The 15,434-nt window shown below is 60.9% G+C and carries 12 protein-coding genes; 6 read left to right on the top strand and 6 right to left on the bottom strand.

Features of this window, described 5'->3' with window-relative positions; all coding sequences use genetic code 11:
• Positions 1-137 precede the first annotated feature (137 nt).
• The 5 genes from M5B43_RS23805 (at position 138) to M5B43_RS23785 (ending at position 3,678) form a co-directional block, all read left to right on the top strand.
• Entirely contained in the window at positions 138-587 is a 450-nt protein-coding gene (locus M5B43_RS23805; RefSeq protein WP_248752361.1) for a GNAT family N-acetyltransferase, read from the top strand.
• A gap of 12 nt (positions 588-599) precedes the next feature.
• A complete protein-coding gene (copC, locus tag M5B43_RS23800; RefSeq protein WP_248752360.1) occupies positions 600-965 on the top strand; it encodes a copper homeostasis periplasmic binding protein CopC in 366 nt (121 codons plus the stop codon).
• A 3-nt stretch (positions 966-968) separates the two neighbouring features.
• Positions 969-1,826, top strand: coding sequence for a copper homeostasis membrane protein CopD (gene copD / locus M5B43_RS23795; protein WP_248752359.1), 858 nt, complete (start codon positions 969-971; stop codon positions 1,824-1,826).
• A 124-nt stretch (positions 1,827-1,950) separates the two neighbouring features.
• Positions 1,951-2,775 (top strand): NAD(P)-dependent oxidoreductase, encoded by an 825-nt coding sequence (locus tag M5B43_RS23790; RefSeq protein WP_248752358.1) that lies wholly within the window; start codon positions 1,951-1,953, stop codon positions 2,773-2,775.
• 27 nt (positions 2,776-2,802) lie between these two features.
• Positions 2,803-3,678 (top strand): SMP-30/gluconolactonase/LRE family protein, encoded by an 876-nt coding sequence (locus M5B43_RS23785; protein ID WP_248752357.1) that lies wholly within the window; start codon positions 2,803-2,805, stop codon positions 3,676-3,678.
• A gap of 97 nt (positions 3,679-3,775) precedes the next feature.
• On the opposite strand, the gene M5B43_RS23780 is transcribed toward M5B43_RS23785, so the two are convergent.
• From M5B43_RS23780 to M5B43_RS23755, 6 genes are all read right to left on the bottom strand, one after another.
• Positions 3,776-4,921, bottom strand: coding sequence for an HlyD family secretion protein (locus tag M5B43_RS23780; RefSeq protein ID WP_248752356.1), 1,146 nt, complete (start codon positions 4,919-4,921; stop codon positions 3,776-3,778).
• Complete coding sequence (locus M5B43_RS23775) at positions 4,918-6,561, bottom strand: MFS transporter (protein ID WP_248752355.1); 1,644 nt, start codon at positions 6,559-6,561, stop codon at positions 4,918-4,920. Before M5B43_RS23775 ends, M5B43_RS23780 begins: the two co-directional genes overlap by 4 nt.
• A 127-nt stretch (positions 6,562-6,688) precedes the next feature.
• Positions 6,689-11,185, bottom strand: a complete 4,497-nt coding sequence (locus M5B43_RS23770) for an SET domain-containing protein-lysine N-methyltransferase (RefSeq protein ID WP_248752354.1) — start codon at positions 11,183-11,185, stop codon at positions 6,689-6,691.
• Between the two features lie 309 nt (positions 11,186-11,494).
• Positions 11,495-12,301, bottom strand: a complete 807-nt coding sequence (locus M5B43_RS23765; RefSeq protein WP_248752353.1) for a sulfite exporter TauE/SafE family protein — start codon at positions 12,299-12,301, stop codon at positions 11,495-11,497.
• Entirely contained in the window at positions 12,302-13,546 is a 1,245-nt protein-coding gene (locus M5B43_RS23760) for an FAD/NAD(P)-binding oxidoreductase (protein ID WP_248752352.1), read from the bottom strand. It lies immediately after the preceding gene.
• Positions 13,547-13,597: 51 nt separating this feature from the next.
• The gene (locus M5B43_RS23755) at positions 13,598-13,933 is read right to left on the bottom strand and encodes a metalloregulator ArsR/SmtB family transcription factor (protein WP_017136253.1); all 336 of its coding nucleotides are present in this window, start codon (positions 13,931-13,933) and stop codon (positions 13,598-13,600) included.
• 94 nt (positions 13,934-14,027) lie between these two features.
• On the opposite strand from M5B43_RS23755, the gene M5B43_RS23750 reads away from it, so the two are divergent.
• A complete protein-coding gene (locus tag M5B43_RS23750; protein WP_248752351.1) occupies positions 14,028-14,891 on the top strand; it encodes an MBL fold metallo-hydrolase in 864 nt (287 codons plus the stop codon).
• Positions 14,892-15,434: the final 543 nt, after the last annotated feature.

Raw genomic sequence — 15,434 nt, 5'->3', positions numbered from 1 at the left:
TCCCTGACAACAACTTGGGCTAAAGACTACCATCGGCTCTAGGTCGCGGCGACAAGGCATAATGAAAGTTCTTACGCGAACCTTTCCCATGGAAAACGGATTGGTTAGGATCGCGGTCCCCATGAAGGATCATTGCCATGACTATTCGACCTCGCGTGGCCGCCGACGACCCAGTGCTGGGAGCACTGTGGGAGCGCTCGGTGCGGGCCACCCATGACTTCCTCCCCGAGGATGACATTCAACGTTTGCTGCCCCTGGTCCGCGATACTTACTTGCCAATGCCCGCCCTGGATGTGTGGGTGTTCGAAGACCACGCAGGTATTGCCGGCTTTATCGGCACCGGCGGGCATAATGTGGAAATGCTGTTTATCGAGCCAAAGCGACGTGGCCAGGGTGTCGGCCGCCAATTACTGGACCACGCTCGCAGCCGCCACGATACCCTGACGGTGGATGTCAACGAGCAAAACCCCCAAGCCGTTGGCTTCTACCTGCACTATGGTTTTATCCAGGTCGCGCGCTCGCCGCTGGATGGCGAAGGCAAACCCTTTCCCTTGCTGCACATGGCTCTACCGACTTCCTCAACCTGAAGGTATTGAACAATGTTGATCAAGAAAACCCTGACCACCGTCGCCCTGCTGGCCTCCCTGCTGGGCACCTCGGCAGCCTTCGCCCATGCTCACCTGAAAAGCGAAACCCCCGCCGCCGACAGCACCGTCACCGCGCCCGCTGACCTGCGCCTGACCTTCAGTGAAGGCGTCGAAGCCACCTTCACCAAGGTGTCCCTGAGCAAGGACGGCACCGAAGTTGCGATCAAGGGCCTGGAGACCCCGGACGCCGACCAGAAAACCCTGGTGGTGACCCCAGCCGCTCCCCTGGCGGCAGGCACCTACAAAGTGGTGTGGAACGCGGTGTCGGTGGACACGCACAAGAGCCACGGTGAATACAGCTTCAAGGTCGGCCAATAACCCATGGCGACGTTGCTGGTGCTGTGCCGCTTCTTGCATTTCATTGTCGTGCTGCTGATGTTCGGGGCCTGTGTGTTCAGGCCCTTTTTACTCGGCACGGGCGCGCAAGCGGCACTGGACCGGCAGTTGCTGTGCATCATCCGCGGCCTGGCCTGGCTGGGGTTGGGCAGCGGCGTCGCGTGGTTACTGTTGATCACCGCCAGCATGGCCGGCAGTTGGGATGCCGCGTTGCAACCGGCCACCGTGCAATTGGTGCTGGCCAAGACCTTTTTTGGCCAGGTGTGGGTCTGGCACCTGTTGCTGAACCTGCTGCTGGTGATCGCGCTGATCAAACCCTGGCCGGCCTTGCGCCTGCCATTGAGCGCGCTGCTGCTGGCGACCCTGGCACCGGTGGGGCATGGCGCCATGCTCAATGGGTTGAGCGGGCAATTGCTGATCCTCAACCAGGTAGTGCATCTGGTGTGCGTCGGTGCCTGGCTCGGCGGGTTGCTTTTGCTGGTGTTGATCCTCAGGCAAGCGCAGGGCCATGCCCTGGAGCCGATCCTGAAGCGCTTCAGTGGCGCAGGCTATGGCCTGGTGGCGGGTTTGTTAGCGACCGGCCTGATCAACGTGCGCGTGTTGACCGGGCAACTGTGGCCTACGCCCTTGTTTAATGGCTTCGCGCTGATCCTACTGATCAAGGTGCTGCTCGTGCTGGGCATGCTGGCCTTGGCACTCCTGAACCGGCTGCGCATCGACCGCTGCGAACTGCGACCGGGCGCCTTGAAGGCCAGCGTGATGCTGGAAGGGTTGCTAGGTGTCTGCGCAGTCGCTGCCGTGTCTCTGCTCGGCACCCTCCCCCCGATGGTCATTGCCGGCTAAATATTGACCTTGGCATTGCGTCAGCTGCCACATCGTTGGTCAGGAAGATCGTTGACAATCGAGGGAAGCAATACCGATACTCCCCACAAGTCGTACGACAACCTACAACAACAATGAGACCTTTATGACCCTCACCACAGTCGCGCCCGCCCCCTTCAACCGCCTGTTGCTCACCGGTGCTGCCGGTGGCCTGGGCAAAGTCTTGCGTGAACGCCTGCGCCCCTATGCCCAAGTGCTGCGCCTGTCAGACATCGCCGACATGACCCCGGCCGCCGATGCCAGCGAGGAAATCCAGGTCTGCAACCTCGCCGACAAACACGCCGTGCACCAGTTGGTGGAAGGCGTCGACGCCATCCTGCATTTCGGTGGTGTTTCGGTAGAGCGCCCCTTCGAAGAAGTGCTCGGCGCCAATATCTGCGGCACTTTCCATCTCTACGAAGCCGCCCGCCGCCATGGCGTAAAGCGCGTGATCTTCGCCAGCTCCAACCATGTGATCGGTTTCTACAAGCAAGGCCAAATCATCGACGCCCACACCCCTCGCCGCCCGGACAGCTATTACGGCCTGTCCAAGTCCTACGGTGAAGACATGGCGAGCTTCTACTTCGACCGCTACGGTATCGAGACCGTGAGCATCCGCATCGGCTCTTCGTTCCCGGAACCGCAGAACCGCCGGATGATGCACACCTGGCTGAGCTTCGACGACCTGACCCAACTGCTCGAACGCGCACTGTACACACCCAACGTCGGCCACACCGTGGTCTACGGTATGTCGGACAACCAGGCCACCTGGTGGGACAACCGCTATGCAGCGCACTTGGGCTATGCCCCCAAGGACAGTTCCGAAGCCTTCCGTGCCCAGGTCGAAACCCAAGCACCGGTCGCTGCCGATGACCCGGCCAGGGTTTACCAGGGCGGCGCGTTCTGTGCGGCCGGGCCGTTCGGTGACTGAGTTCGTGGCCAAGGGGAATGCATGCTGATGAGTGCCGAATTGATTGTCGACGCCCGCAATGCCGTGGGGGAATGCCCGGTATGGGTGCCTGGAGAGAATGCCCTGTACTGGGTGGATATTCCCAACGGTGGCCTGCAACGCTGGAGCGCTTCCAACGGCCACGTCGCCACGTGGAAAACCCCACAGATGCTCGCCTGCATTGCCCGCACCACGGCGGGCAACTGGGTAGCCGGGATGGAAACCGGCTTCTTCCAACTGACCCCTTACAACGACGGCAGCCTCGACATCACGCCCCAGGCCCATGTCGAGCACCCACGCGCGGATATGCGCCTGAACGATGGCCGCTGTGATCGCCAGGGCCGCTTCTGGGCCGGCAGCATGGTCCTGGACATGCGCGCCAATGCGGCCGAGGGTACTCTTTACCGCTACGTGTCGGGCGTTGCGCCCCACGCGCAGTTGGGAGGATTTATCACGCCCAACGGCCTGGCTTTCAGCCCCGATGGCCGCACGATGTACGTCTCGGACTCGCACCCGCAGGTGCAGCGCATCTGGGCCTTCGACTACGACACCGAGACCGGCACGCCGTCCAATCGCCGCGTGTTCGTGGACATGCGCCCCTACCCCGGTCGCCCCGACGGCGCCGCCGTGGATGCCGACGGCGGCTACTGGATCTGCGCCAACGACGCGGGGTTGATCCACCGTTTCAGCCCTGATGGTCGCCTGGACCGCTCCCTGAGCGTGCCGGTAAAAAAACCCACCATGTGCGCCTTTGGCGGCAGCCGCCTGGACACCCTGTTCGTCACCTCGATTCGTGACGACCCGAGTGAACAGTCCCTGTCCGGCGGCGTATTCGCCCTCAACCCCGGCGTTGCAGGGCTGCCCGAACCTCTGTTCACCCTCTAGCGGCATCCCCACTTGCCGCGTTGACCAGGCACTCGGTTGTAGGCCAAGGCTTCACAAAACTCAATGCCAGCCTGAAGTCCAGCCCTACCGTGCGGGGTCAGGGAGGGCTGTTCTTGAGGCGCCCCGCCGTGTCGATACTTACCACCACCGACAACCCCGGCCGCAACCGCTCGATCTGCGCCTGATCAGGGTCAACCGTGATCCGCACGGGCACACGCTGGGCGATCTTCACAAAGTTGCCGGTGGCGTTGTCTGCCTGCAACAGGCTGAACTCAGACCCGGTCGCCGGGGAAATATGCTGCACCGTGCCGTGAAACTTGCGGTGGTTCAACGCATCCACAGTAAACGTCACCGGCTGGCCGACCTGCACATTGTCCATCTGGGTTTCTTTCATGTTGGCGATCACCCACAGCTGCGGCGGCACCAAGGCCATCAGCTGTGCACCTGAGTTGACGTAGGCACCCAGGCGCACGCCAATCTGCCCCAACTGGCCATCACGGGGTGCCGTGATGCGGGTATTGGAGAGGTCGATCCGCGCCAGTTCCACTGCCGCCTCGGCACTCGCTACCGCAGCTTCCAGGGAGCCGCGATTGACGATCACCGTTTGCAGGTCTTGCCGGGCAATTTCCAGGCTGGCCTGAGCCTGCGCGACCGCCGCGATGGTCTGCGCATTCGCGGCACGGGTCACATCCAGCTCACGCTTGGACACCGAGCCATCACTGATCAACTCTTCATTGCGACGCAAATCCGCCGTGCTCTTGCGCACTTGGGCCTGGCTGTCGACCAACGCGGCCTGACGCAGTTGGATCGTCGCTTCGGCGCTGTTGCGTTGCTGCACCACATTGGCCAAAGAAGCCTTCTGCACCGCCAGTTGCGCCAGTGCCTGGTCCAGACGCTGCTTGTAGATGCGGTCATCCAGGCGCACCAGCAGGTCGCCGGCCTTGACGTACTGGAAGTCCTGGACCGGCACCTCATAGACATAGCCGCTGAGCTGTGGGCCGATAATCGTCACCTGGCCACGCACCAAGGCGTTCTCGGTGGTCTCTACCGCGCTGCTGAAAGGTGGCAATTGCCAGGCGTACAACACGATCAGCACACCGATGATGGCAATCGCGGCAAACCCCAGGGACGAGATAATGCGTACCCGCAAAGGCCGCAACTCGGTAGGCACGGCACCCGGCGGTGTGCTGCCTTCCGGTGTGGCGGCGATGGCGGTAGTGGTGGTGGTTGAAGGTTCAGTCATGAAGTCGCGCCGCTGGGTTGAACAGGAGGAGTTGCCTTGGTAGTACTCATCAGCCACAGGCTGCGGGTGAAGATCCACAGCATGGTCAGGATCGCGATAATCGCGATCAGCATGAAGACATCGTTGTAAGCCATTACGTTCGCCTCACGGGTGGCCGCCGTGGCCAGGCTGCGGATGCCCATGAGGTTGCGCAGTTCCGGGTCGGCGACGATGCCGCCGTAGGCCGAGCCGCCACTCTGCACCCGGGCTGCTACACGGGGGTCGAGCAGGGTCAGGTGCTCGACAATCATGCTGGAGTGGTACTTCTCGCGCACGATCTGGAAGGTGCCCAGCAACGCCGCACCGATCAGGCCGCCGAGGTTCTGGCAGATCCCGAACATCACCGAGAAGCTCACCAGGTTGCGCGGGTTGGTCAGCACGTTTTTGGTGCCCAGCACCATGGTCGGCCCCAGGAAGAACGTGCCGCCAAAGCCCAGCAGGAACTGGCTGATGTACAGGTTCTGCGGACGGGTCAGGTTGCTGGAAAAACTGTCCATCACCGACCCCACCGCCATCAACGCCAGGGAAATGATCAATGGCATCAGCAGGTGCGCCGGGTTGATCGTCAGCGCACTGACCACCAGCCCGGCAATCGCCCCGGCCAGCATTACCACATACAACGTGTGCATCTGCTGGTAGCTCATGTTCAGCATCTGCATGAACCCCACTGCACCGGTGGATTGCTCGGACAGCACCATGCGAATCAGCACCACCGCCAACGCCAGGCGAATCATCGCGCCGCTGCCCAGCCAACGCGTCATCAGCATCGGGTTGCTGCGGTTATGCTCGATGGCCAGCCCCGTCATGATCAGCACCAGGGAACAAGCCGAGGCCACGCCGATCCAGGGCGCTTCCAGCCACCAGTCGATCCGGCCCAGGGACAGCACCGCGCAGAGCAAGGCCACGCCGCTGGCGAGGATGGCAAAGGTGAGGAAGTCGAGTTTTTCGAAGGTCTTGAAACGGTCGCCCGGCGGCAGCTTGAGCAGGAACACACAGCCCAGGCAGATCAGCGCCAAGCCCAGTTCGAACAGGTACAGCCCGCGCCATTCGGCAATTTGCAGCAAGTCCTCGGAGAACAACCGCGCCAAGGGCAAGGCCAGTTGCGCCGCGCCCAATCCCAGCACCAGGGCTTTCAAACGCCACTTGGCCGGGAACGCCTGAATCATGTAGTACAAACCCAAGGAACTCAGCGCCGCGCCGACCATGCCGTGGGCGGCCCTGACCGCGATAGCTGAACTAAGATCGTTGACGAACAAATGGCCGAAGGTGACCAGGGCATAGAGCACCAGGAACACCTCGGTAAACGCGCGCAGGCCGAACTGCTGGCGGAACTTCACCAGCAGCAGGTTCATGCACACATTCGTCATGACATAAGCGGCGGGCAGCCAGGCCATTTCGGCGGTGGTCGCGCCCAAGGCACCTTGCAGGTATTGCAGGTTGGCGATGACCAGGGCGTTGCCCAGCCCGCCCGTAATCGCCACCAGTAAGCCGACCAGCGCGAACAACCAGCGCTTATGGGTCGGGTGCAACGGCGTCGACGGCGAGCCGGGCAGGCTCGGTCGCTCGTGGGGTTGCCAGGTGTGGGGGGTGTATTTATCCATTCGGTGACCTTGATGAGCCGACGTGCAAGGTCGGTGAAGCGCTTACTCAGGTAGTAGTAAACCTGAGCAGCGCTCATCTTTCCATGTCGAACGCACAATTGATCTTCAAACGTCCGAGCGGCTCACCTCAATGATCGCGGTCCGGCTTGATCGCTATCTCAGGCACAGGGTTATAGAACGGCCCATAATCGAGCAGCAATTCATCACCTTTCTTGATGTCCTTCAGCGCCACATAGAACGTCAGGTTTTTCCCGACCGCCACGGAAACGACATTGTTCGACTTCCACGCGGGTCCATTGCGCAGTTGCGAGGTATTGATCAGGCTCAGGGTGTTGCCCGTGTGCAGCCCACTCACCGTGCGTACGCCCGAACGTGTACCGAACAGGTACGTCAGCACAGCCCGTGAACCTTGCTTACGTTGCTCCTGGAACAACGACGCCTCGTCTGCATGGTATTTGCCGGCATACGGGCCAAGCACTTCAAACTGGGGAATATCACGCCGCGCCCACACCGAAGCGCCGCGAGCCGGTCCACCATCGTCCAGCGGCGTGACCACCTCCATAACCTCATCAAACCGAGACTGGTGCCGACCTTCGGTGCGCAGCCAGTCTTTGATCGACGCCTTGATTTGGGCTGAAACGCGCGCCTTGCTGGCGCTATCAAGGCCGTCAAGCACACCATTCCAGTGAGCGATACGGATTTCATCGACAGGGCCTTCAAGCGATTGGGTCAAGCTGAGCCTGGGGTTCGTCGGATCCTGCAGAATCGGCAAGGTGTTGTCGATCTGATGACGAGGCAATGGAGGAGAAACGGTGGGTTCAACCTTGATAACGACGACATCCGTAGATGAACCAGGGATCTCTTCGTTCTGTGGTGTATCGGTGGGTTTGTTCAAGCCCGAAGATTTCGGCGGCGGCGGATCCAGAGGGTCTTGCGCAGGCCGTTTTCGTGACGAACCTGCAGCAGGTTGCTCGGGCGCAGGGAGCTGCGCGGTAGTTTGCCCTGCCCCATCGAGGCGTTGCACGGTCGCTGCCTTTAAAAGACCATCGGCTTTAACGTGCTGGGCCCACGTGTTTGGATTGAGGTCATGTTGGCTCAAGAACTGCGACTGCGTGACTGAGTTGTTCGGTTGAGCGAAGAGCCCGCGCCACTGGCGTAAATGGTCATCGGTCAGCGCGGTATAGGTGCGGCCGGCGGCCCTGTTCAATAACGCTTCACCGGACGGCCCCAGCCCGCCATCTTGTCGCGCACAATTTTTGAACGTACTCGGATTAAGGTGATAATGACCGGCAAACCCGTTCATGGTCATGGCGTCACGCGCCTGCTGTGTCTTGCTTTGCCAATCGCGGATATGCGTTTCAGTCAGCGTATTGAAGGGTGTATTGGCCGCGCGGTCGCGCACAATCTTGCCGGTATCGCTCAACTGGCCGTCAGCCTGCACGTAGTAGACAAAGGTTTTCGGCGAGAGGTTGCGCTGTTGGGCAAAGCCCTCACGGGTAACGCTTTGCTGTTGCGCGGGCGACAACGCCTCCCACTCGCGTAGATGTTCACCCGTGATGATCTGTTTGCGTGCCGAAGTCTGGAACGTGGGGGCAAGCGCGGTGTTTTGCGCTGCCTGGTTGAGGCGTCGCACCGCCGCCTCTTTCAAGGAACCATCCTTTTTAACGAAGCGACTCCAACTGCCTGGGCTGAGCCTGTGTTGGCTTATGAACTGCGCTTGCGTCACCACGTTGTTCGGTTGCGCCAAGAGCCTGCGCCACTGGTGCAGATGCTCATCGGTAATGACCTCATAGGCAGCACCGGCAGCCCTGCCCAATAGCTCTGCACCCTCGGGTCCCAAGCTTCCGTCTGCCCGCACATAATTTTTGAGCGTATGCGAATTCAGGTGATGATGACAGGCAAACCCGTCTATGGTCATCTCACCACGCTCCTGCTGAGTCATGCCTTGCCAATTCTGGATATGCGCTTGGGTCACCTTGTTGAACGGGGTGTCGGCGGGCCGGTTACGTACGATCAAGCCGGTTTCACTCAGTCGACCGTCAGCGTTCACACAGTACTCAAACGTTTTCCAGGGCAGTTGGTGCTGTCGGGCAAAGCCCTTAGGGGTAAGCCTTATTTGCTCCTGGCGCGGCAACGCCTCCCAGGCCCGCAAATGTTCAGCCGTGATCTGCCCGCCACCGGGCGCCCCCAAGCGCTGCCATTGGTCACCCTGTACATGCTGGACCAGCAACTCGGTTTGCCGGTTGTTGTGATACACCCGAGCCTGCACGGCGCCGTCCTCCGTGCGGGACACCTGGCGCACCTCGTACACCGCGGTCTCACCGTTGCTGTCGGTATGGCGTATGTGCGACAGGTGCCCATCGGCGGCTACATACACGCCCTGACTGTTGCGTGTGAGCCCCGCGATTTGAGATTCGGGCACCTTAAAGTGCCCGAACACCTCATGGCTCAGTTCATCGATGTGGGCAGCCTCTACCTCACCCGCGACAGCCTGGGTCGCAACCCTGAACTCTTCAAGCGGGCTGCCATAGGGTCGCATGGTGTCAGCATCGAACGAATACCACTTGCCACCCTTGAGCACGGCGGCGCCCTCCACCGTCTGGCCCGCCACCTTCACGGTGCCCGTTGCGGCGGCGTCGTACTGTTTGCTGATGGTTTTCAACACGTCGTAACTGCCGGTGGCGCCTCTTAGCGTGTTCACGGCCTTGACGCCTTTGGACAGCAAATAAAGACCACCGGAGGCCACCAACCGAGGCAAATCCCCCACCCCGCCCACGGGGTTGAGTACGTCAATCGCGGCCACGCCGATGACCTTGGCCGCCCGCAATGCCTTGGCACCGGCGGACAGCGCCGAGCGGCCGACCTTGAGCAGTTTCCCCGCAGTGGCGGTACCGGCGGTCAGAAAGCCGAACACATCCAGCAAGAGATCGAATGCCCCCGCGCCGTACTGGCCGTTCTGAAAATTGACGATGGCGGACCTGAACGGGATCAGGTTCAACAAGAACTCGCTCAACTGCGCGTTCGCCGTGTCCAAGGCGGTCTGCCCACGGGCTTGCTGCTTGATCGCCGGATCGTCGAGCTCCAGGTGTTCGACAAACGCAGTGGCAATCGCATCGGAGCGAGCGCTGGTAAAGCTGTCCCACAAGGCGTTGCTCAACGGGCGCTCACGACCGAGGTCATCGGCGTTATGCCGGGGCGTGAACGCTTTGGTCGTAAAGACCTTTTTGCCTTCTCTGGACTCCTTGACCCTCACCTCGTACAAGCCCGCCCTTTCAATCGAGCCATGATTGAAGTTGATGACGTAGGCTTGCGACTCACCGTTCAGTTCGGTCTTGACTAGCAGCCCGGGTTGATTTTGATCATAAGTATTATTGAAATGGCCATCCATGACGTAGGAGCCTTCTTGGAAAAAACTGATTTTTCCAAACTCGAAGTGCTTGCGATCCTCCAAGGGTAGTTGCGAAATCATGTGCCTGACCGTTGTATTGACGGCCGCCTTTTTTTCCTCGATTGCGCGTTTGAATTGCCGTTCAAACTCAGCCGGCACGCCAAACTGTGGGTTAGCGTTCAACGCCGTTAACACCTTTTGCAGGGCATTGCCCTTGAGTGAACTGCTGGGTTCATGCGCCTTGAAGGGCCTGGGTTCCAGCCAGTCGATCATGGCGATATCCAATAGCGAAATGCCTCCCCCTTCAATCGCCACGTAGTGCTGATCAATCGCGAATACTTTTTCTTCGAAAAACGCGCCCAGGTCGCCAAATCGCTCCTTGAGCCTGGCCAGTGCAATCTCTTTTCGCGTGGGCAATGCGTCGTCCAGTGCCTGGGAGGCGGCGAGCCGGGTGTCCAGTTGCGCGTTGAATGCGGTCCTTGCCGATTCGAGTTCAGCGGGGAGGTAGTTGCCGTCATTTTTTTTGGCGAGCACTCGATTGGTGATTGCCCAATCCAGCAAAGCGGCCGTTTGTGCCGTTTGGGTAATCGCGGGGTCAAGCAGTCGCGCCTTATCGGCCTCACTCATGACTTGGGCAAACGTCATGCCGCGAACTTTTCCCGGAGCCTGCGCCTCGATCGTCATCGCTGCAACCGTCAGGCTGGCCCAGGCCTGGCTGCCGATTTTCACCGTCGGGGGAATGTCTCTGATCAGAAACTGCGGAGCTGACCTGGCTAGCAGCAGGTATGCACCGACGTTGGCCAATGCCGCGCTGGTTTTGCCTGTGCGACTCAAGTGTTCGGCCAAGCCAGCCACCACCGTGGAGGCATGGTGCCCTGCATGCGTGTCACTGCCCAGATCGAACCCGGCGACCTTGGTGCGATCAGGCGCGGTGATCGACTCAGGGTCCATCTGCAGGGCGATAGCCGCCAGCAGGTAATCGCTCGCGCTGCTGTCGCTGTCAATGCCTTGCATGGTTTGCTGCAGCGCTTTGCCCATCAACTGCCCTTGCGGGGAGTTGACCAGCGCTTGGAGTATTTTAGCCGGGTCGTTGCCCGCCTCGGCCGGCAGCGGCTGGTGATAGCGCAGAAACTCCAGCACGCCACCCTGGGTTTGCATCACCAGCGGCTGATCGCCAAGGGCGTGCTGGTGATTCATCGTGATCAGACGCAAGCGCCGCTGTTCGTCTGCGCTCAAGGGAACCGGCCAGGATAATGCACCTCCCAGATTACCCAGCGAGGGGGCTGGGCTGCTGGGTGACGGCCTGTCTGGTCTGAGTCGAGGGGGCGTCATTGAGGTGTCGACGCCGTCGGCCACAGTCGATGACTGATGTTCATCAGTCGGCAGGGGAAGCGAAAGATGCGTACTTGCAGCGGTAATGCTTGTCATAAAACGCCTGTGCATAGTCGAGGAGTCCGGCGCTTGCGGCCGTTCACTGAGTGTCAGCGCTCAATGAGGAGGTTCCCGAACAAGTACAAGATTTCGTGACAGTGCACCGGTACCGCGTCAGAGCAACGCGCTGGCTAGCATGCCAATCGCCACCAACCCGCACAGGCTGGCAAACCCCACTTGCAATGCACGCGCAGGAATCACAGAGCACAACCGACGTCCGGCCAACATGCCCACGACGCTTGCACCAATAAACACCCAGCCCACCGGCTCGATGCTCACCCCCGCATGAAACGCACCGGCCACGCCGATCAGCGACAGCAGGCTGACCACCATCAATGAGGTCGCGACGATCCCACGCATCTGCACGTCGGTCAGTTGCTTGAACGCCGGCACAATCAGGAAGCCGCCGCCCACACCCAGCAACCCCGAAACGGCGCCGGTCACTGCCCCCAGCGCCGCCAGGGTGGCGCTGCATTTGGCGGTCCAGGCCAGGCGCCCAGTCTGCTGGTTGAGCATGCAGTTTTTCTGGCCCCACGACGCAGAACCATGATCGCTCGGCCCGGTTTCGGCCTTCTCGCGCTGCAACATACGCCAGGCCACCAACACCATCAGCGCACTGAACAGGCCCATCAATACCGGCTCGGACAGTTGATGAGCGACGAACACGCCCAACGGCGAAAACAGCGCGCCAAGCAAGGCGATCAGCAACGCCGCGCGGTAACGCACCAGGCCATGGCGCAAACCATCAATGGCCCCGACCGCCGCTGCCGCGCCCACCGCAAGCAATGACACGGGCGCGGCCTGGGTCATGGTCAAGCCCAGCCCCAGCACCAACGCCGGCACCCCGAGGATGCCGCCGCCCGCGCCGGTCAGGCCCATGACCAGGCCCATCAATACACCCAAAAAACTGGCGAGCAGCATTCAGTCCACCTTGCTCAGACGGGTCAGCCACTCGCGGCCCTTGAGCATGCCGTTCCAGTAGAACCACGGCAGCAGCGTGGCCTTGAGGAACCACATCGAACGCCGCGCCTGGGTAGGGTCGAGGGGAAAGGTCGGCAGCAGCTTGCCGCCGTAACCGAACTCGGCCAGCACCACCTTGCCCTTCTCCACTGTCAGCGGGCAGGACCCGTAGCCATCGTACTTGAGCGGCAACGGCGATTGTTTGCGCAGGGCCAGCAGGTTCTCGGCCACCACCACGATCTGTTTGCGCACAGCGGCGGCGGTCTTGGCGTTGGTGGTGCCGCACACATCCCCCAGGCCAAAGATATGCGGGTAGCGCAGGTGTTGCAGGCTGTGGGGGTTCACCTCGCACCAGCCGGCGGCGTCGGCCAGCAAGCTTTGGCGGATAAAGTCCGGGGCCACCTGCGGCGGCACGACATGCAGCATATCGAAGGTTTTTTCTTCGACGCTCACGTTGCCCTCCGCGTCCTTCACTTCAAACCAGGCTGTGCGCGCCGGGCCATCGACCTTGATCAGGTTGGCATTGAAGGCCAGGCGTGCCTTGTATTTCTCGACGTATTTCATCAATGGCGGCACAAAGGTCGCCACACCAAACAACGCGGCACCGGCCAGGTTGAATTCGACGTCGATGTGCTTGAGGTTGCCCTGCTTGAGCCAGTGGTCACAGGACAAGTACATGGCCTTTTGCGGCGCGCCGGCGCATTTGATCGGCATCGCCGGCTGGGTGAACAGCGCCTTGCCGCCCTTGAGTTGCTGCACCAGTTGCCAGGTGTAGGCCGCATGCTGGTAGCTGTAGTTGGAGGTGACGCCATTGTGGCCCAGGGTGTCTTGCAAGCCCTCGATCTTCTCCCAGGCCAGACGCAGGCCGGGGCAGACGATCAGGTTGTTCCAGGTCACGCGCTGGCCGCTGTCGAGCACCAGGGTTTGCTCATCCGCCAACAGTTCACTGACCGCTGCCTGCACCCAGGTGACGCCATTGGGCAACACGTCGGCCAAGGGGCGCCGGGTCTTTGTCAGGTCGTAGGCGCCACCGCCCACCAGGGTCCAGGCCGGCTGGTAACAGTGGTAGTCGTTGGGTTCGATCAGGGTAATGTTCAGCTGCGGGTCGCGCTTGAGCAGGCTGGCCAGCAGGCCAATGCCCGCCGAGCCGCCGCCGATGACAACGATATCGGCACTGATGGTTGGGCCCCAGTGTTGGTCGGTCATGGTCTATTGCCTTTTGTCTTCAATGCACACAAGGGTCGCGGCCGTATGGCGTCACGCCCAGCTTTTTATGACCGCGCCGCAGTACAGGCCGGACAAGGTCTTCATCACTTGAATCACTTCGTGGCTGGCCAGTCCGTAGAAAATGTATTTGCCTTCCCGGCGCGTCGCCACCAAACCTTCGTCACGCAAGATACCCAGCTGTTGTGACAGCGTGGGCTGGCGTACGCCGGTCATGGTTTCCAGCTCGCCGACGTTGCGTTCGCCCTGGGTCAGTTGGCACAGGATCAACAGGCGATCCTCATTGGCCAGGGCCTTGAGCAAGGAGCATGCCTTGGACGCCGACGCACGCAACTGGGCGACTTCGCCTTCACTCAGAGTAGATTCCATTTGCCTCGGGTCCTTTGTGTCACTTAAGCTCAAAACATTATGTGTAAACATAAACTGATTGTAACCACTTTTTTCTTCATCAGGGACAGCCGCCATGCCAGCGTTGATTCAAGCCTTTCTGGACGAGGCATCGTCAACCTACACCTACGTCGTTTATGAGGCGGACGGCGGCCCCTGTGCCATCGTTGATTCGGTGCTCAACTACGACCCGGCTTCCGGGCGTACCGACACCGCCCAGGCCGACAAGGTCATCGCCTTTGTACGTGAGCATGGCCTGCAGGTGCAGTGGCTGCTGGAAACCCATGCCCATGCTGACCACCTGTCCGCTGCGCCCTACCTGCGCCGCACCTTGGGTGGCAAGATCGCGATAGGCGAATCCATCAGCAAGGTGCAGGGTGTGTTCAAAAACCTGTTCAACCTGGAGCCGGAATTTCGCGTGGACGGCTCGCAATTCGATCACCTGTTTGCGCCGGATGAGATCTTTCATATCGGCAACTTGAAGGCCCAGGCGTTGCATGTGCCCGGACACACCCCCGCCGACATGGCCTATTTGATCGACGGCCGCTTGATCCTGGTGGGCGACACCCTGTTCATGCCCGACGTCGGCACCGCCCGTTGCGACTTCCCCGGCGGCGATGCGCGGCAGTTGTACGCGTCGATGCGCAAGCTGTTGGCGTTCCCTTCGGACACCAAGTTGTACGTGTGCCATGACTACCCGCCCGAGGGTCGAGAAGCGAAGTGCCAAACGACGGTGGCGGAACAACGAGCGGGAAATATTCATGTGCATGACGGCGTGGATGAGGCGGCGTTTGTACAGATGCGCACCACTCGCGATGCAGGGTTGGGGATGCCGACCTTGTTGCTGCCGGCGATCCAGGTGAATGTGCGGGCGGGCAACCTGCCGCCGGCGGAAGAAAACGGCGTGACCTACCTGAAGATCCCCCTCAACCAACTCTAGAAGCACCGATCCCCTGTGGGAGCTGGCTTGCCTGCGATAGCGGTGGATCAGTTGCCCGATACAGCTCTACAACGACCAACGGTAACCACGATGCGAAGCGAGCCGCTCTTGCTCTTGCTCTTGCTCTGCTTTTGATCTCAGGCGCCCCGTTAAACCACGCTGGCCGGAATTCGACAGGGATTTGGGGGGTAAACCGGCAGGGATGCCGGTTTAGCCGCCCCGCGCCATGGATGGCGCGTGGCGGCGGCCCCCCAAATCACTGGCGGATTACGGGTACACCGAGCCTAGGCGAGGTGCCGAGTGGTGGGGCAAGAGCGTTTTGCTTACTTTTGCGCCTTTCAAAAGTGAGCCGCTGTCAGAGCGGAACCCTAAGTGGCCGTTACCGCAGGAATGGATATGTACTCGGTATAACGGTGTCGACTGCGAGGCCGTCTTCGCAGGCAAGCCAGCTCCCACAGTTGGATCGTGGGGTGTCAGGTAGATTGGCGTCGGCTGGCAGGCCGTCATCGCAGGCAAGCCAGCTCCCACAGTTGGATCGGGGGG

Source organism: Pseudomonas sp. MWU15-20650, assembly GCF_023242475.1.
In the GTDB taxonomy this organism is placed as follows: domain Bacteria; phylum Pseudomonadota; class Gammaproteobacteria; order Pseudomonadales; family Pseudomonadaceae; genus Aquipseudomonas.
This window is presented reverse-complemented; position numbering and strand designations above follow the sequence as displayed.